This window comes from Nostoc sp., assembly GCF_041747015.1.
Taxonomy (GTDB): Bacteria; Cyanobacteriota; Cyanobacteriia; order Cyanobacteriales; family Nostocaceae; genus Nostoc.
On sequence record NZ_JBGTFY010000146.1, the window covers coordinates 16,896 to 35,408 of the forward strand.

General features: G+C 39.7%; 15 protein-coding genes, 1 pseudogene and 1 CRISPR repeat array. Of the genes and pseudogenes, 4 read left to right on the plus strand and 12 right to left on the minus strand.

Annotation, left to right across the window (positions count from 1 at the left end; translation table 11 throughout):
* The first annotated feature begins 63 nt into the window (after positions 1-63).
* The 3 genes and pseudogenes from glmM to ACEW80_RS11510 all read left to right on the plus strand — a co-directional run bounded on the left by glmM (position 64) and on the right by ACEW80_RS11510 (position 3,896).
* On the plus strand, positions 64-1,536 hold the full coding sequence (glmM, locus tag ACEW80_RS11500; RefSeq protein WP_373526699.1) for a phosphoglucosamine mutase: 1,473 nt from the start codon (positions 64-66) through the stop codon (positions 1,534-1,536).
* Positions 1,537-2,456: 920 nt separating this feature from the next.
* Positions 2,457-2,555: pseudogene (locus ACEW80_RS11505) on the plus strand (DUF4351 domain-containing protein); the annotation flags it as partial.
* 162 nt (positions 2,556-2,717) lie between these two features.
* Positions 2,718-3,896 (plus strand): hypothetical protein, encoded by a 1,179-nt coding sequence (locus ACEW80_RS11510; RefSeq protein ID WP_373526700.1) that lies wholly within the window; start codon positions 2,718-2,720, stop codon positions 3,894-3,896.
* 139 nt (positions 3,897-4,035) lie between these two features.
* Positions 4,036-4,653: a CRISPR direct-repeat array (repeat unit 37 nt; unit sequence GTTTCAATCCCTGATAGGGATTTTGATGAATTGCAAT).
* A gap of 210 nt (positions 4,654-4,863) precedes the next feature.
* Here ACEW80_RS11510 and cas2 read toward each other — a convergent pair.
* From cas2 to ACEW80_RS11555, 9 genes are all read right to left on the minus strand, one after another.
* Positions 4,864-5,151 carry a CRISPR-associated endonuclease Cas2 gene (cas2, locus tag ACEW80_RS11515; RefSeq protein WP_373526701.1) on the minus strand — a complete coding sequence of 96 codons (288 nt, stop codon included), beginning with the start codon at positions 5,149-5,151 and terminating at the stop codon, positions 4,864-4,866.
* 32 nt (positions 5,152-5,183) lie between these two features.
* Complete coding sequence (cas1d, locus tag ACEW80_RS11520; protein WP_373526702.1) at positions 5,184-6,188, minus strand: type I-D CRISPR-associated endonuclease Cas1d; 1,005 nt, start codon at positions 6,186-6,188, stop codon at positions 5,184-5,186.
* A gap of 186 nt (positions 6,189-6,374) precedes the next feature.
* A complete protein-coding gene (gene cas4, locus ACEW80_RS11525; protein ID WP_373526703.1) occupies positions 6,375-6,968 on the minus strand; it encodes a CRISPR-associated protein Cas4 in 594 nt (197 codons plus the stop codon).
* Between the two features lie 31 nt (positions 6,969-6,999).
* Complete coding sequence (gene cas6, locus ACEW80_RS11530) at positions 7,000-7,836, minus strand: CRISPR-associated endoribonuclease Cas6 (protein ID WP_373526704.1); 837 nt, start codon at positions 7,834-7,836, stop codon at positions 7,000-7,002.
* Positions 7,826-8,446, minus strand: a complete 621-nt coding sequence (locus tag ACEW80_RS11535; protein WP_373526705.1) for a 2OG-Fe(II) oxygenase — start codon at positions 8,444-8,446, stop codon at positions 7,826-7,828. The genes cas6 and ACEW80_RS11535 overlap by 11 nt, the downstream gene beginning before the upstream one ends.
* 76 nt (positions 8,447-8,522) lie before the next feature.
* Positions 8,523-10,799, minus strand: a complete 2,277-nt coding sequence (cas3, locus tag ACEW80_RS11540) for a type I-D CRISPR-associated helicase Cas3' (RefSeq protein ID WP_373526706.1) — start codon at positions 10,797-10,799, stop codon at positions 8,523-8,525.
* Complete coding sequence (gene cas5d, locus ACEW80_RS11545) at positions 10,792-11,550, minus strand: type I-D CRISPR-associated protein Cas5/Csc1 (protein ID WP_373526707.1); 759 nt, start codon at positions 11,548-11,550, stop codon at positions 10,792-10,794. Before cas5d (ACEW80_RS11545) ends, cas3 begins: the two co-directional genes overlap by 8 nt.
* Positions 11,551-11,552: 2 nt before the next feature.
* A complete protein-coding gene (gene cas7d / locus ACEW80_RS11550) occupies positions 11,553-12,581 on the minus strand; it encodes a type I-D CRISPR-associated protein Cas7/Csc2 (protein ID WP_373526708.1) in 1,029 nt (342 codons plus the stop codon).
* Positions 12,582-12,598: 17 nt separating this feature from the next.
* Positions 12,599-14,932 (minus strand): CRISPR-associated protein Csc3, encoded by a 2,334-nt coding sequence (locus tag ACEW80_RS11555; protein WP_373526709.1) that lies wholly within the window; start codon positions 14,930-14,932, stop codon positions 12,599-12,601.
* 135 nt (positions 14,933-15,067) lie between these two features.
* On the opposite strand from ACEW80_RS11555, the gene ACEW80_RS11560 reads away from it, so the two are divergent.
* Positions 15,068-15,718 carry a transcriptional regulator gene (locus ACEW80_RS11560; protein ID WP_373526710.1) on the plus strand — a complete coding sequence of 217 codons (651 nt, stop codon included), beginning with the start codon at positions 15,068-15,070 and terminating at the stop codon, positions 15,716-15,718.
* Positions 15,719-15,852: 134 nt separating this feature from the next.
* Here the strand turns inward: ACEW80_RS11560 and cas5d (ACEW80_RS11565) are convergent, their stop codons facing one another.
* The 3 genes from cas5d (ACEW80_RS11565) to cas10d all read right to left on the minus strand — a co-directional run.
* Positions 15,853-16,560, minus strand: a complete 708-nt coding sequence (gene cas5d, locus ACEW80_RS11565; RefSeq protein WP_373526711.1) for a type I-D CRISPR-associated protein Cas5/Csc1 — start codon at positions 16,558-16,560, stop codon at positions 15,853-15,855.
* A complete protein-coding gene (cas7d, locus tag ACEW80_RS11570; RefSeq protein ID WP_373526712.1) occupies positions 16,560-17,576 on the minus strand; it encodes a type I-D CRISPR-associated protein Cas7/Csc2 in 1,017 nt (338 codons plus the stop codon). The genes cas5d (ACEW80_RS11565) and cas7d (ACEW80_RS11570) overlap by 1 nt, the downstream gene beginning before the upstream one ends.
* A 65-nt stretch (positions 17,577-17,641) precedes the next feature.
* Positions 17,642-18,513: type I-D CRISPR-associated protein Cas10d/Csc3 (gene cas10d, locus ACEW80_RS11575; RefSeq protein ID WP_373526713.1), on the minus strand; the 872-nt coding region annotated here is incomplete at its 5' end.

Here is an 18,513-nt window from a genome sequence, read left to right on the forward strand (position 1 = left end):
GAAATTGCTGAATAAAGTCTTAAGTGTTATTTTTCAGTGTGATTGTGTGGAGTGTTTAAACTTATGGTTTCATCTATAACTCGGACACCAGGCATTCCTGGCGGTTCTGCTTTTGAAGCTGATGGATTGGGCAAAGGAATTGAGAGCAGTTTTGCGGTGAATTTAATTCCACTACCAGCAAATCCCTTATTTGGTACTGATGGTATTCGCGGACGAGTCGGAGAATTACTCAGTGCGCCCCTAGCATTACAAGTTGGTTTTTGGACAGGGATTGTTTTACGTAACCATGCTACTCAAATAGGGCCAGTCATTCTCGGACAGGACTCTAGAAACTCCAGCGATATGCTAGCAATGGCTTTGAGTGCAGGGTTAACAGCAGCAGGGTTAGAGGTCTGGTATTTGGGATTATGTCCCACTCCTGGCGTTGCCTATGTCACCAGCATCAGTGATGCTATCGGCGGAGTGATGATTTCTGCCAGCCACAATCCGCCAGAAGACAATGGCATTAAGATTTTTAGTGCGGATGGTGGGAAGTTGCCGCAAATATTGCAGGCAGAAATTGAAGCCGGACTGCGTGGCAAAATATCACCTATTGCTAGGGTCAGTAATTGCGGACGGCACTACTCACGTTTTGAGCTAGTGGCGCATTATAGCGAGGCGCTGAAAAAACCCCTGAACAGTAAGCTAAATCTTCAGGGAATGAAGATTGTTTTAGATTTGGCATGGGGAGCAGCAGTTGGGTTAGCGCCATCAGTATTTACACAAATGGGAGCAGAGGTAATCTGCTTGCATAACGAAGCGGATGGCGATCGCATTAATGTTAACTGCGGTTCCACCCATTTGGATATTCTTTCAGCAACAGTACAAGAACACAACGCCGACTTAGGCTTTGCCTTTGATGGCGATGCCGATCGCGTCTTAGCTGTAGATAATATAGGACGGCAAGTTAACGGCGATTACATTCTCTATCTGTGGGGACGCAAGTTACAACAAAATCAACAGTTGCCGGATAACTTAATTGTATCTACTGTCATGGCTAACTTAGGTTTTGAGAAAGCTTGGCAACAAATTGGCGGCAAATTAATTCGTACCGCAGTCGGCGATCAATATGTGCAAGCCGAAATGTTGCGGACTGGGGGAATGCTCGGCGGCGAACAATCGGGTCATATTCTTTGCCGTCATTATGCCGTGACTGGAGATGGTTTATTAACAGCCTTACACGTAGCAGCTTTGGTAAAAGAGGCGGGTGTTTCCTTAGCGGAATTGGTAGATCAGAGCTTCCAGACCTATCCACAATTGTTGCGGAACGTGCGAGTCATGGATCGCGATCGCCGTTTGGGATGGAAAGATTGCCAACCTCTACAACAAGCGATCGCACTTGCTGAAGCTGCAATGGGTGATTCCGGCAGAATTTTGGTTCGCGCCTCTGGTACAGAACCAGTAATCAGAGTGATGGTAGAAGCCGCCGATGCCGAACTTGCCAACTACTGGACAAATGAATTAGTCTCAAAAGTTCAGCAACATTTGATGGACTAATATCAATTCTTTGGAAAACTGCACAAAATCAAATTTGGTGAAACAAGGGGCTTAAGCCCCTTTTCTATGCAACCTCACAGATAATTGGTACAAGTATGCATTGTTATTAATCATGGTCAAAAGTCTGAATTATAGAGGATGTTTATCAAGTCTGATTTAGAAGCATGGTTAAATAGCAGGAAAGCGATTAACGTAACCGTTCAGGGGGGGGGGTAAAAAAATGCCCGACATGAAATCACCTGAGTTCGACGTAAGAAAATGCCTAAAAGCCTTAGGGATAAAGCTTTTCGCTGAAAAACACACTCGGTCTTTGTTCTTAACAAGGCTCCTATAATGATAATAAACATTATATTTTCAACAAATACCTTTAATTCTCAATAATCGCTGTGAGAAAGCGCCTATATCATTTAGTCTGAAAGCTTATCAGACAAGATTTTCAAGCTAATTTCTTATATCGAACTCAGGTGAAATCACATGGAATCAATACGAAAACTAGGCTAGATTTGATTTTTTCGGGCTTATTTTGAGTAGCCAAAAGTCCTACATTGGTCTGGAAATTGTTTTTTAGATATTTTAGGTATGATTAGTTGCGAGCAGAAATCGCCACAAACTATTGCTCTGCAAGAGATTTAGCTTTTAGGCGAATCTTCTACCCCCCGTGAACGGTTACCAATTAACGATTAACTTGAGATAATTAATATTATTTCAATCCCTAATAGGGATTTTGATGAATTGCAATGCGGTTAGATTTCGCCAGGCTCAAAAAATCTTTTGACATCCCGTATCAATTAGGCCTATGCTAAAAACTTATTACCATCTGAAGCATTTTTTTTCTTAGATGTAAAATGTTTGATTACTCTAGTTTTGCTTTAGCCGCCTATCTCAATATCTCTTCGCCAAGAGCAGCTTGTTTATAAGTATTATCTGCTCAAAAATTAGAAAATTTAGGAGAAGCGCTATTAGATTTTTCTAATATAACTGATTTGGAATCATTGCTAAATCAGCAGGACAGCGATTAACCTTAGATAATTAATATTATTTTGATTCCTAATAGGGATTTTGATGAATTGCAATGCGGTTAGATTTTATCAGGCTCAAAAAATCTTTTGACATCCCGTATCAATTAGGCCTATGCTAAAACCTTCTTACCAACTGAAGCATTTTTTTTTCTTAGGTGTAAAATGTTTGATTACTTTAGTCCCGCTTTAGCCGCTTATGTCAATATCTCTTCGCCAAGAGCAGCTTGCACCAACGGCAGTAAAGTTGCGATCATCAATCCTGAAGGGGTATGGGAAGTAGAAGAGAATGGGACAAAAAAACTAATTCCAAACTCTTCTCATGATGCCCGTGACTGTGCAGTAATTGACGGCAAAACCTATGTTCTCGCTGTCCCAACAGGGTTAGTAAAATTAAGTACTGACGGAGCTACCCAGCATATTGTCAGCAACACAGCCAATTCAAGAACGCGAGTCAAGTTTCTAGAGGGGCTGGTCATTCAACAGTCCGCAAATACTTTATCAATATATGACACCAGCCTCAACTTCAAAGCCAAAAATACTTATGGCGTGACGGAGGTAATGGACTTTGAGTACAAAAACAACTACCTCTACATCAGTGGTTTTCAACAACAAAAACGGGCAGGTATTCCCGTCCAAATAGCTTTTCTTTACCGAATGGGTTTCAATGGCACAAAGTTATTCAATCTGCCAAATTTGCCAGGAGACAACCAAGGTAAGCTTTGGGGTTATGGTGCAGGTAGCCTTGCTGATAACATGGCAGATACCCGATTAAATCGCCTACATATTTCTGGGGATAAACTCTACGTACTTGGGTCTGTTTATGGTGGTAATTCTATCTATAGATGGAACGGTAAAGATTTAATAACCCAAACGTTGATTACTACCGATAAGTATACCAATGCTGCTCAGACCCGCGACGAAACAAAGGTATATACAGGAGTTGTAAATCTTACTAACTTTACTGTTAATCGTGGGCAACTAAGCCTTACAAGACTTCCTACAACAGCAGGGTTGGGAGATGGTAACAGCAATTTCCCTAAAACCATTTACTCAGATGGCACAGATATTTTTGTTGGCTCTAGCGCTGCTTACGCACTTATCAACAGAGATATCAAAACATTTTTAGGTAAACCAATTCCTCCTTATCGTGGCGACGCAGCTTTTTTAGTTGTTCCGAATCATCTAAAGACTCGCAAAGCTTGGGCTACTCCTGGGAATGGTGAAATATTGCTATTCACTGATAAGTTTGCAGTGCTTAGAACAGGTAATATAAATGACTTGGCTACAAATTCAGGAACTACCCAATTCTTGCCAACAAATACGTATTTTGTTAAGTTTTGAAAAAGCTATTTGTTCTTAGGTGTTAGCTTTAAAAAACCTCCAAGCATTCAAGATGGAGGTTTTTTTAAGTAATTGTTTCTATTCAACTGGAACTACTACTGTTTTAAGATGTATTTCCTAGTCCCGGCATCAGACAACTGTTTCAATCCCTGATAGGGATTTTGATGAATTGCAATTACCGCATCACCACGGCGGTAGATAATGTAGTTAAGTTTCAATCCCTGATAGGGATTTTGATGAATTGCAATACCGGGTTTAGCCGGTCGTACTGGGTTGAATGGTCGTTTCAATCCCTGATAGGGATTTTGATGAATTGCAATAAGAGGATTTATGATAGAAGTTTATCACGCTCTTGTTTCAATCCCTGATAGGGATTTTGATGAATTGCAATATCTTTTGTACCTCGGTACGTTGATTGAATGCGTCGTTTCAATCCCTGATAGGGATTTTGATGAATTGCAATAAGCTCAATCCTCGGCTGAAATATCGCCTTGAACCGTGTTTCAATCCCTGATAGGGATTTTGATGAATTGCAATTTTCCCAGCATGGCGGGGGACGCTTATCTAAAAAAATTATGTTTCAATCCCTGATAGGGATTTTGATGAATTGCAATCACTCCTGAGGTTGGATTGCTTTTAATTCCTGATGTTTCAATCCCTGATAGGGATTTTGATGAATTGCAATGTTTCATTCTGCGTAGCTCCCTCGCCAAATACTTGGTTTCAATCCCTGATAGGGATTTTGATGAATTGCAATAGGGCAATCATAGCATTAGAGAATTCGTTTGGGAAGAGTGTTGGGAAACTTTAAAGGCTGAAACCTAATTTCTGTAAGCATTTTAGAGATTGCGCGGATGAAAAGTGGGCGACTAATGGCTGAAATCCTTGCTGGAGTTGACATAGAAGCATTTTTTTGAGGGTGTGGAATTTGTACACCCACCCCTCCGCGCATTTGAGATGCAGAAACCTAGCTAGAAGGTGACTCAGCAAAGAAAATTGTTTCGTCCCGTGGCTGTTCTCCACCAATACGCTCGACTTTTCGCTGGCAACAGCCACAGAGAAAATAAAAGCGAACGCTGTCAGTGTCGGGTTTAATCAATTTAACTAAACGCGATCGCAGTTTAGCATACTGAGTAGAAGTGATATCGCACTCAAACAAACTCAGTTGCATCCATTGACCGTAAGATTTGAGAATCGAATGGATTTTAGTACGACGCTTATCTTCTGGAATATCGTAGCTGACAACAATATACATAAAGGGGATGGGGAAGAGGGAAAAATGACAAGTTATTTGAGAATTAAGGGGGGATATTTATCGATTTGGTTCATGAGGTACTTACTCAATAACCTCGCCTGAATTTCAAAGGATTCTTGGTAGGTACATTTATTTCCCATGACTGGATGTTTGAAATTCGATTGTTTCTTTTGTTCGTAGGCGCGAAGAAATGTATGCAGTCCTTCTTTGGTTAAAGAAACGGCACCACTGAGCGGTTCGGTGGTAAAGTCAGCTAAAGTGAGCGATCGCTTGTTAATAAGCGACAACACCACAGCATCGACTATTAAAGGACGAAATTCTTCCATCAAATCCAAGGCTAGGGAAGGTCTACCATAACGCTCAACGTGTAAGTATCCCAAATAGGGGTCAAAACCGACAATATTTAAAGCACTTTGCACATCATGGCGTAGCAATGAATACCCAAAACTTAGTAGGGCATTAACTGGATCGGTTGGTGGGCGGCGGCGTCTGGCTTCAAATTTAAATTCTGAGGTTTTGATTAGCTGTTGAAAACAACCAAAATAGGCTGCACTACCAGCACCTTCTAAGCCTCTGAGGGAATCAATATTGTTAGTGTTTTCTATTGGTGCGATCGCGTGTTCCAATCGAGTGATGTTATTATTCAGATCAACATCAGGATGTTCTCGGTGAGTGCGAAGTAAAGTATGGCGGTAATTTTTCAATTTACCCCGCACAAATCCTTTAACTAAATGTATTGCTGGTTGTGATTCTCCCACAGCTTGCCATTGGGCTTTACGAACAAAGATATTTTTTGTAACTTCTGGTTCTAAACGCCCTAAATATCGTCCGTTTTGTGTGAGAAATGTTAGACAAATGTGACGTTCTAAAAGTTCACTAATAACGGCGGGAGAAACGGTAGCCCGACCTAGTACTACAATTCCCTCTATTTTAATTAAAGGGATATCTAAGATTGTTTTTTGTTCAGCTTTGACGGTGAGACGTTCGTCAAGTTTGCCGATAAAAGCATCGGCTTGTGTTATATAAACTGTTCCCATTTTTAATTCTTCCTAGTAATAATTGGTGCTGAAGTTTGAAAAGTATTAGGCGAATAGAATTCGCTACTACACAAGCAAAGTCCACCTCCGTGGACTAATAATCAAGGGTTTTCTAACCCACGGAGGTAGGTTTTGTCTGTGTAGCCCCGACTTCCAGTCGCCAGGGCTAGTAATAAATTGGATGATTTAATTTACTTCTTGATAACTTTTGACTTTATCAGTTGCTTTGGGTAAACATTGCGAGTAAAGACTGCATCCTTGGCAGCGTTTGCTGTAAACTGGTTTTGGCATCATTCCTGTTTCTAGGATATTTGTGACAGATTGAATAGTAGCGATCGCACTTTGCCGTAACTCTTGATTTATCTCTACTAATTGCCGTTGATGGGAGTGGGCATAATAGATATATCCAGTATTAACTGGTTGTCCTGTCATTTCTTCTAAACATAAAGCTTGGGCACAGACTTGCAACTCATCATTATCCCATTCGCCTTTGCGTCCCCGCTTATATTCCACTGGATAAATTTCACCTGATTCTGCTTCAATCAAATCAGATTTCCCAATGAGTTTGTATTGCTCCGACTTCAGCCAAATTGCGCGAACTTGCCAAGTTTCTCCTCGCTGTATATCGCCTGTAGTGTGGACGCGATCGTGTAAAGTTGTGCCTTCAATTGTGTATTGATTATCGCTAAACTCCCCTGCACAAAACATCCGCCAGCAGCGATGCGGACAATAGGCATATTGGTTCAATGCTGCAATAGAAATATATTCGGTTTGGTTCATAACTTAGGTGGTTTTTAAATGATGTTTGAAATTAGGGAGAATATAGCCGCCGCGTCATCCCCATGCCCATTGTTGTTTTACGACCAATTCCTGCATACAAAGCAAAGTCAGCTAAGGCGTTAATTTGCTTAATTTGTATTGGTTCAACTGCCCCTAAAATTTTATAAGTAACTTCGCCAAGAATGCCAATAAATTTGCTACGAGAGTCAGCTAATATCTCTGTGTGAATGTTTACAAAAGACGGAAAGATTGACTCGATCGCAATCTGATTAAATTCTATGCCACTGTACTTATTCCACCGTGAAAGTAGGGAATTAAAAACAGATTCTCTAGTAGGAAGGGTAGTATCATACTGTCCTTGACGAAAGGCGGTAGGCGTGGAGAAGTTAAGGTTAATCGAAGAATTGCGATCGCCGGCTTCTTGGTATAACTGAGCGTAGGTGCTAGCATTTGCCCAAGGTTGAATAGATTGGGGTGTGCCTTGAATGCTGGTAATATACAAGTCAGCTGGGCCAAGATGCCAAGGGCGATTGGGATTAAGATTTAGCCAGAGTTGAGTAAGTTTGCTAAATAAAGTATCATCTAATAAAGAGATGCGCCACCAACAAGGTGTTCCGGCGGGAATGGGTTGTTGATGTGAATATTGCAATTTAGATCCCCCCTTACCGCCCTTCAAAAGGGGGGAGTTAGTTTGGAGGGGAGAAAGAGTGAAGGCTTTATCAGCAGTGGAATCGTGCAAGCGCTCGCCTAATGTGGTATCTACAGAACTAACAAGGGTTAAAAATAAAGCGTGGAGATGTCTACCTGTAAGATACTGTGATGGAATGGGCGATTGAGGTAGCAAATTCAATACTAAACTATGAGGCATACTTTCTCTTTTTGGTTGTAGACTGAGTGCTTCTTGACTCTACAGTGAACTCAGGGATTTGCTGGAGTTCAGCATCACTCAAACTATACTGTTCACAAACTAAACTTAAGCGATTTCCTGGGGTTTTGACAGCGTTAATCGAATGGGTTAAATCACCTTGAAAATAAACTAAAGTATTGAATTGGGGCTTAATTTTCCCAAGTTGGCGTTTGTGCGATCGCAATACCAGTTCTCCCCCTTGCATATCTGCTGGTACGCGCACATAAAGAACGCTGACAACCGCAGGTGGTTCAATGGTTTTGCTGTAGGAACGTAAGGAGCGATCGATATGCGGATCGACGCGGGAGCCTTCTTTTAGCTGTAAAGGATTGAGGTAAAAAGCATTACAAGTCGGTTGGAGAGCCAAATCGAGGTAAAGCTTGAAGTAGGGAAACTGCTGTTCTACTTTTGCTAATCCAGAACGCTGAAACACTACAGAAAATCCTTTAGTGGCGACAAAATCACGGTTGAGGTTGTTGATAGCAAAGTAAGGACAAGCTTGGATTTCTCCCCACAAGTTGTTTAGGTAATCGCTGGGGAAGGCGTTTGGTTGTTGTTGATAGTGTTTCACGATGGATGTGAGAGAAATATACTTATAAATTGTTGCTCTACAAATTCTCGCATTATTGGTGCGAGCATTTAATTACTTATCCTGCAATAAAAACCTCATCATCTGGAAGACGTAATTGTTTAAACTTCATTGCCATTGTTAAAATTCCTGACAAGCCTGTAAAAAATCTATATTCTTTCTCCATATCATTACAAACAATAGTTATTGGATAAGAAGTAATTCCTTGCTTGCTTAATTGAAAAATAACAGCAGTATTCGTTCTGGGGCAAATAATTACTCCTGGTAACAGATGTTTATTTAAGGCTTGTATTAGGGGTGTTGGTCGTATTGCTCCCCCAGCACTGCGGATAATTTGGCAATTTTTAAAAGCTGTTAGTTTGTTCAGTTCTGTACTGATAAAATCTTGCCAGTTATCAGTATAACGCAATCGAAAACTTAATTGATAAGTTTCAGTAGCGCGACTGGTTACTTCAATATAATCACCATTTTGGACAAATTCGTAATAGCGTAATAGGTGAAAAGGATCTAGTCTTGTTTCCTCCGATTCATCTAGAATAAAACCATGAGGGTCACGAATGGAAAGACTTTCAAAAAGAGTAGAACGAAAATCAAATAATGGTGCATAGCTTGTACTAAAAACTTCAGCAAATTCTTTTAACTCAGCTAGTGCATCTTCATCTTTTTTAAATAAATCTACGTATTCGTCTAATGTTGTACGTCCAGATTGTAAGTCATCCCAGTCTTCAGGAAACTTAGCTTTGATAAAAGTTTTAACAAACGCTTGACCACCTTTGATATACTTCCAATCTTTTTTGATTTCTTTGGGAGTTTTTTTCGCAATAGTTTCAGCGCCTCGTAAAAGTTTCATTCTATAGCGATAATCATCCCAAGTTCTGTTTCCTTCAAAAATAGATTTTAGAGTATTGAATAACTCCAAAATCAATTTCTCCTCAGCTAAACCTTCAAGCATTTCTTCCAATTCCAACAAGGGACGGGCAATTTCTAGAAATGCTTCTGAACGCCAGTAAGCTTTTAAAAAAGGCTTATCTAAAGAGGGAAGTGTTTCAAGTAAGTCTTTTAGCGCTGTACGTCCCCCGGTAGTATCTAGAGAAGTTAAACCTTCATCCCAGGCGTTAGCGGGTAAGTAAGCAATGGCTTCTGAATCAATATTAGTTTCAGATTTACCCAAAACACGCCCTACTCTACCAATTCTCTGCCAAAATGCGGCGCGATCGCGTGCTGAAAAAATCAACCAATCTAAATTTTGCCGTTTCGGTTCAGGATGTCTTTCAAAGTTAAATCCTACATCTACTGTGCTAGTAGCCAAAATGATTTTACATTGCATAGCCCTTTGTCTATCTTTTTTGGGTGCAGGGCCTGTAATTCGTCCAATGTAATCACCAATTCCTTGATGTCGCAGTAAATCTGAGAGACGGTTAATATTATCAAGAGAGTCAAGAATTACAGCACCATTTTCATCAGGTCTTTCTCGAAAACGATGAACAACTTCTGCTGCTAATTCTGCTAGCCATTCTTCCTTACTATCAGGTTTTGGTCTTAATTGCAGATTAACTGCTGTTTGTGATGGTAAAAGATTAGTATTACTAGCTTCTCTATTAATTATTGCTATTTTTACACCAGCCTGTTTTAAATTCTGCAATGCTAATTCACAAGCAGGTTCTGGCGTTGCTGTGAGTAAAACTACCTTGCGTCCATTTTCAAAAAACCGAAAAACATGAGAATAAGCAAGATAAAACAGCATTCCTACTAGCTGTTTAGCATCGTAGAGGTGAAATTCATCAAAAATGACTGTAGAAAATTTGGTGTAAAAACCAGCAGCAATATTGCCTCTATCCAGATTGTTATATGCAAAGAAAGTTGCATAGTAGAAAATATCAGGATTTGTTACCAAGAGAATTGGTTTATTCGCCCCAACATCATCGAAAACTGTAGCGGGATTTCGCAAAACATTATACAGCTTTTCTCCTGAACGACGACCAACTTTATCATCAGGCCAGCTTTTAATATCTTTAGCTGAAGCTGATTTCACAACATGAGGTAAATTAGCATCACGAACAAACTGTTTTGCTGCTTCTGTTTGCTGTTCAATTAAAGCATTAGTTGGAGCAATGTAAATAGCACTTTGATTTGGTTGATGTTTTAATACTGATAGTCCTGCTTTTGTTTTACCTGTGCCAGTTGGTGCTAAATCAAGGATGATATCTGCATCCTTAGATTGTTCAAATACATCAACTTGGTGCTGAAGTGCATTATCTATGAAAGATAGTTTATTAGGCAAAGATGCACAAATACTGCGGGGTTCTAATCTGATAACTAAGTTTTGATTACTCATTGCTACTTTCTCTACCGCAAAAATGTAAACCTGCTGGTACAATCATTTCGCCAACTTGCCAAGCAGCACCCTGAAAACGAAGATTTTTAATGATGGGTGCAGGAGGAATAGAAATTAAATCGAACGCTAAAGCCTCTATTTGCTGTGGTAAATCGGCAGCATTTAGATAATGTTGACTTTGATATTCACCTTCTGGTAGTAAAGTCACAGAAAATTCATTAAGCACATTCACTCTGACCTTACTCATGAATTTACCAAGGCGAATGTAATCTGGTAATTGGTAATTTCCAAATACCAAAGTTTGAAACTTGTTTCTGCGTTCAATCATTCGCAGTCTTCCAGTTTGCGGAAAATTACTTGGTCTAAATGAACTTGGTTTTTTACCTTGGCGTTGTAATGGTAAATCTTCCCGCGCCGTAGCAACACGGTTATTAGTCATTGCATACCAGTAAGAATCAGAAAGAGCATTGAAACGTTCAAATCTGAATGTAACTCTACCTACTGGTGAAGCTGGTAAGATATAAAAATCCTGTGCTATTGGTTGGAAATCTTCTTTGTAGGTTGGTCGTCCTGTAGCCTGACCTTGGAGGCGATAGGGGGAATTTACTCTACCTAAAGCATAGGTAAGAGCATAATTCCCAATTACCCCCTCAGTGTAATAGGTATCAGACAACTCCCTAGAGGCAAAAAAGACTGGTTCAAGACAGTATAATTCAACAAGTTTTGCCTGCTGAAAAGGAATTGTTGACATATTTAACTCTCTACTTCAACTAGTGTATTTTTTCCTTTACCCTTAGCCTTTTTCTTTTCAGTTGCAACCTGACGGAAGGGTTCATAAGATTGGGTTAAACGCTTGAGAAAATTATCACGTTCAGCTTCTGACCAATTAGTTTCTATATCTGTTAATAAATTGGCTAATTCCTCTTCAGATAGCTGCACAGAAACCCCTCTCTTATTTTTCCAATTAGCAATTACTTGTTTGCTTGCTGTAATTAATTGATTAATATTCAAAGGGTGTTCTAAAGGCTTATCTAAAACATCATAAGTAGCTTGTACAAGTTCCAGAGAACTAGGAAGTTCGGTAATACTACCAAATACGCCTAATATTTGGTTTTCCATTCGTCCAACACGACTAGAAACTGCACCATAACGACTTGTGAAAAGAATGTTACCAATGATATAGCGCAGTTCATCCGCAGTTACATCTTTGAGAGTAACAACATCCAGAAAATGCACTCCTGGTTTGATGTATTCGCTGGTATTTAAAGCTGTTGAGGGGTTGCCTTTTTCATCGCGCATTGTGCCATTTTCGTAGATGGCGTTTATGGTGCGATCGCCTACAACATCACTAGCAGGTAAAATACTAAAAGCATCTTCAGTCCAAATGCGGCTTTTTTGAGCGCCACCACCACCAGCAGCGAAGCCGTAAAGGAAACAATCTGCACACATTTCACAAGGTGCATTAGTATTTAAAGAACAAAGAGAGCCATCTTTAGGGTTAGTGTATAAAAGCTCATGCGCTCTTAAATGTTCTCGTCCGTAACGTCTTTCTGGTGCTACTTGTTTACGCTTAGTCATTACCAAGCGTTGAATTATAATTTTTTGATTTTCACCCTCTAAACCAGCTTGGACAAATTCGCTACACATTGGCTCACCTGAACCCTCTGTGCGAAAGATAGTTTCAGAATGGGTTGTTCTTAAAACAACTAAAGTGATAAAACGTCCTTTGGGGAAATTCTCATAACTTGTTGCTAGTACTGAGGAAAGTTTTGAAACGGACATGATAAACTCCTAATTATTTAAACAGTTGCAGTTGTTTCGACAGAATCATCTTCAGGTGGGCTTTTAAGCTGTTTACGTGCTTCTTCAAGGAAAAATAAATAAGCAGCTTCTAAAGTTTTTTGGTCAGATAAAAACTTTTCAGGACGTGCTGAATAGACTTCCTCATATAGCTTTCGCAATACCTCGTAATAATGCTTTATTTGTTCATACTTTGTCGCACCTACGCCATGCTCCCGGATACGGTCTAAGCGAGTATGATATTGCTGTATTAAAGCAGCAAAAATCACATCCAAACCCAAATAAGACTTTTGAGAACGAATGGCAGCAATAAAGGCTGTAAACGGTTCTGCTTGAGCAGTTCGTTTAAAAGAACTTCCCCAAATTTTTCCCTCTGCTGCAACTTGAGCAGCTTCTTTGAGATACTTAGTTAATAATGAGGTTTCATCCGGCATAAGGTTCTCCAGTAAAGTATTTAATGGTTCACAAATACGACTCCAAATAACACTCAAATTTGGTTCGTCTTGTTCTCGCAGAGTCCAACGTAGCAAGACATAATAAAGTTCAATTGGTCTGACACAAGCACGAGCCAAATCATATAAACAATCATCGGCTTTCTGAATACTTGCAACAGATATTGCTAGTTTGCCAATGCAACGTAGCCGCTCAAGAATTTTTTCTGCATCTTGGCGCTGCTCATATTGCCCATTTCCCAATAAAGTTTGCAGTGCAGAAGTAATTCCCTCTATTCTTCCGTAAACATCATTAGATAACTCCACTTCTAGATTGCTACTCAAGGTAAAAGGAAAGCCAATATCTAAAGACAAGGAAATTTCTAAAGCAAGTCTCAGTGATTTTAGTAAAGCTAATGAATTATTAACATCTCCCCAAACTAGAGGAATAATGACAGATGTGTGAACAAAATCAGGACGTTTTGGCAATGCTAAACCAACTACTTTATTAGCTTTAAATTCAAGTTGATTATCTTTATATAATTTCAACTCATCAACTGTGACAGTGCCGCCTTCAGCATTTGTCGCTGCAAGTTGTTTTAAAAGTTCACGCCAAATTCTCAACAGTTCTGGAGCAGAACCTTTAGGTAATGCTAAGTGTAGATAAAGCGGGTCTTGTTTTTTAACAGCAGGAAAATTCGCCCCAACTGCCATTAATTGATAGGCTAAAGCTGCAATTGAATCTGCTTGTCTTTTCGGTTCAGCACTGATACCGCCCGGTAAGCGGTTAGAAAAAGCTTGGACTTTTGTCCCAGGAGGCATATTATCTGAAATTAGCTCATCTATATCAGTGGAAGTAGAACCTAAAGAGCATCTTTGTCTCGGATTTGCTTCTACATAAGCATTTAAATCATTGACTCCATTTAACCGAATAGCAAAAGGTAAATTTACCATTCGGCTAACGGCTGCAATCATTTCTTCAGATACTTCTGTTTCTTCAGATATTTGTGTACTTTCCTTTCTTAGTTGGAAAGATTCTTGTAGAGCTTCTTTAATACCCTCAATTCCTTTAACAGCAGCTTTAGCAGCAAATAAAGGTCGCCCATATTGACCATTAAACGGCTCAATTGCAGTGCGCTGAAGTTCAGATATCCCCGTATGATGAGCGATTTTATCCCAAACTTCTTTAGGGCTTAATCCGGCTTCACGGTAACTAAGATAAGCTGCTTTCAATCCCTCAGATATAGCAAATTCTTCTGCATTACTTACAGGTAATAATTGTAGTTCAGCCGCTTTTATTAGTGCATCTGCACCAGCAGCTTCACCCCACTTAGTTACATCTTTAGCAATCTTGTCTGATTTATAACCAGCTTTTTTCCTTTCTAAAAGAGCCTCAATATTTTCCAATACTTCCTCAATATTTTGTTGGATAGCTTGAGAAGTAACTTTAATCCCATCCTTGGTAGCTCTGACAAGTCTTTCAATATTATTCCCAAAAACCTGGTCAATTTTAATTTGCCAAACAGCAGCTATTTCTTTTGTCAAATCGACATTTGGTAAAGCTTCTCCTTCAAAAAGTTCACCATCAGGGAAAATTGCTAAAGGATTTAACCCATGCTTTTGTAAAACCTCTTCGCAAGCACCGAGCAACAGGGCTGTAATATAGCCTTTATCTTCAGAGATGCGGATTCTAAAAAGATTACAGCTTCGCCCAAAAGCAACAGTTAATTCTTTTTCTAGCTTGCGAAAACGTTGTGCATCTGGAATTCCTAAATCAAATAAATCCGCACCTGTAAGCATCGCCGCCCAACGTTCAATATTTGGGTCTTCTGGTAAAAATCTTGCTCCATCGCTGACGTTATGACCTGAATGGCGTTCAATTAGCTTTCTGACTAACTCCAAATCATCATAAATTGGGGCAAAGAACCCAGTATTTCGGGCTTAATAGTAGCGATCGCACAACAGTCTGTAGAGGTTGGAAAGCCCTTTATACTTGACTCTAACCAAATTAACGCCTTACAGCAGGCAATAAAAGCTTTGAATGATGCAGGTCACATAGGAGAAGCACAAACTGTACTTGCACTTTTGCTAGAACGTGGCAATCTCGAAGCACCTCTTCGTCAATTGCTGATGAAACAACTTAGTCAACCTATCCAAGAATGGCGAAATACGATAGAAGAACTAAGTAAAGCAAAACAGCCTTTCTACCTTCTCTATTACAACTCTCAAGGTCACGAGCTAGATTATAAAGTCCGTCATGCTGAGGTGCGCTTTTTTGAGAAACGCTTTTATCTGATGATTTGGTGCGAAGAGACAGCAGACGTAGAAAACGATATCCCAGAATTACCTGAACTTTGGCACAATCGTTGCTTAAGCTTTGAGCGAATTAAGTCTGTTGTCCCTACAAGTGGTGATTGGCGGGGTGAACTTGACTATGTAAAAGTGCAATTACACTTGCGGGGTTGGCTAGCTAAAGCCTATCAACCCAAAAAAGATGATATTGAGGATGACATGATTAATAATGTGCGTCAGGTGGTGCGGCGAGTAGCTAATCCCTTCTGGTTGATTCGAGAAGTATCGCCCTATTGGGAAGATTGTGTGATTGTATCACCTGAGAGTCTGCGCGATCGCCTCAAACAAAAACTCCTCACCCTATGCCAGTTATACGATATCGAAACTAAGAGTTAAATTTTAGTAGCCCCAGACTTCCAGTCTGAGGGCATAATTTTATTCATGCAAGAGGTCTATTTTTCAAGCTGCATGCATTAGTTTTACAAGGTCTTAAGAAAAAGAAAAAGCGTAGTTCGGGTTTTGGGAAGTAATTAACCCTTAAAACGATATTCCATGCGAACTGGAATTTTTAAGTTTTGAATGCCATCAAATTGATAGTATTGCCCTCGCATTTGTACATTCTGAATTAAGCTAACTGGAGGCATATTCACAACGTCATAGCTAATCACTTGATTAATGAACATCACGTCTAAAGGATTTAATGGATGTGTACAAGTGAATATACCTTCAGCAATTTTAGGTTTCGGTAATTGTTCAACCGTTACTTCAGCCTTGCTCATCCATTTACCCAAGCGAATCCACTTTGTTAATTTGAGTTCTTTTTGAGATATGACAAAAAACTCAAATCTACTTTCTGCTGCTATTTCCTTTGCTCTCCCAAAACTAGGGATATTCTTCTGTGTTTTCTCCATTTCAACGTGGTAGTTGTTGTTAGCATACTTCCAGGTGTTGAGGATGGAAGAATGATTGAGCGATCGCGCCGGAGTTACGTAAATTTGCTGTTGATTGAGTGGCGTTAAATGCTCCTCATATTTTGGCACTTGTTCTGAACAAAAGTAGCGATAAGAATGTTCTTCAGCAACGGTAGTAGAGTAGATTTTGCTATCAACTAAACCCAGTGCATAACAGAGAGCGTAATTATGAATTATCGCCTCTGTTTCATACAATCGCCCGATTTCACGAGTTGCGAAATAGAGACTGTCATGAAGTTCTAATTGACAACGGTAGATTGACACCATTACTCTTTCCCCGCTTTAGCAGTAGTCTTCTTCTTGCTAATATGCTTCTTGGCATAATCTTTAGCTTCTGCATCAGCTTTTTGCAAAATTGTCTGAATTCCTTTCTCACTTCCTATTAAAGTTTTGACTTCATTAATTAGGGATACAAAAGCATCACCAATTAAATCTGTATGAACAATGAACTCATCAGCCATTAACGCCTCAATAGCATTTTTAGCAGCAGTAATCACATCATCTTCATCTAGCGGATCGGGAGCATTTAGAGTATTATTAGATTTCATTTGGTCATATATTGCCTGAGTCCAACGCAGGTTACTGGTGATTTCTCCGTCCGCAAATACAACACCAATTAATTCATTTCTAACCCGACCTGTACGGGTTGTTTGCGCTCCATAATGACGAGTTCGCAGAATATTATTAAAAACGTAAAGAAAGCTAGCTTCAGTAGGGTCTTTCAAGGTGACAATACTAGGGAAGAAAACTTGCGGTCTAATATGGTCTTGTTGATTAATTCGACTGGTAACTTCACCAGGTTTAGAACCATTTTCGCCTTTAGAAGCCATCGTGCCATTTTCATAAGGAGCGTTGAGGGTGAAGGTTTCGTGTGATTCATCGAAAGCTGTAATTGAAAATGCCGTGTCTACCACAACTTTCGATTTTTCCGAGCCAGAGTCACCAATAGCAAATCCGTAAATGATGCAATCAGGATTATCCATTGCAAAATTCACGTTATATTCGCATTCTTCAGCCGTCATTAATCCATAGTTACGCAATAATTCTCGACCAACTAAACGCTCTGGAGTAGACTGTTTGCGCTTGAACATTGACAAACGGCTAATCGTGGTTTTGTCTTTAACTCCTGCTCTTACCCGTGCTTTATTCAGTTCTGCATCTGTCTGAAATAGTGGATAAGATTCGGTAATCCGAACAGTGAGAAAGTGAACATATTTACCCATTGGTTTGTATGGAATTTCAGATTGAAAGAATTTGGGTTCAACAGTTTTTAAAAGTGCCATGATTGATATCCAAAGAATTATTTATTAATTGTTTACGTTTGCAGCAAAAATTTTCAGGTAAATCCCTACTCATTTTCATTATCTATTTCCGTAGATTTTTCATCTTTGACTGCGTTTTCTTTATCATCTTCTAAACGATATAGAAATTCGCAAGTATCTCGAATTAAGTTGAGTTGACGACCAGCTAAACGAGCGCGATCGCCTGCAAATGATTTATCAAATACCTCCACTACAAAATACTTTGCAAAATCTAGAACAGCCTGCCGTTCCTGTTCTCGTTTGCTCATGATCCAGCGTCCTTCAGCAGTAGAAGAATGAACACGATCCATCAGTTTAAAAACTTCTGCTGCAACAGCCACAACTAATGTTTCTCCCTGAAACACACTTGACTCAGCTTTGAGTATAGTTTCAGCCGCAATATCAATTGGTTTCAACACAGCATTAGATTTAGGATTATAACGCTTATTAGCTCGGTAAAATCGGCGGTATAAATCTGTTAATTTTTTAGGATGATTCAGACTTGATGCTTCTCGCACAATTAATTGCTCCATATTAGTGTCATATTTCACACAAGGGTCAAAACAAGGATAAAAATGATAGGCATAAAGCCTGATTTTTTCAATTCGCGCTGTTTCCGATCCCTGGTTACGAACCCAGCGATTAAGATAAGAAAAGACGTACAGAGGACTAGTTTCAAAATCTTTAGCCAGTTCTGTAAATCTCCCCCAGTTGGCATCATAACCAGACTTACCTTGCCTAGCATTCACATCTAAATGAATGGCATAAGCGGCGGTAAGCACATTTAAAGGTGCTGGGTATTGGATGCCGTTTTCATTCCAACCTTCGAGGATGTAGTCAAGACGGAAGCGATCGCGCCTTACTAAAGAACGGAAAGCATGAGGCGCACTATCAAGGAAAACGCTTTCCTCAAACTCAG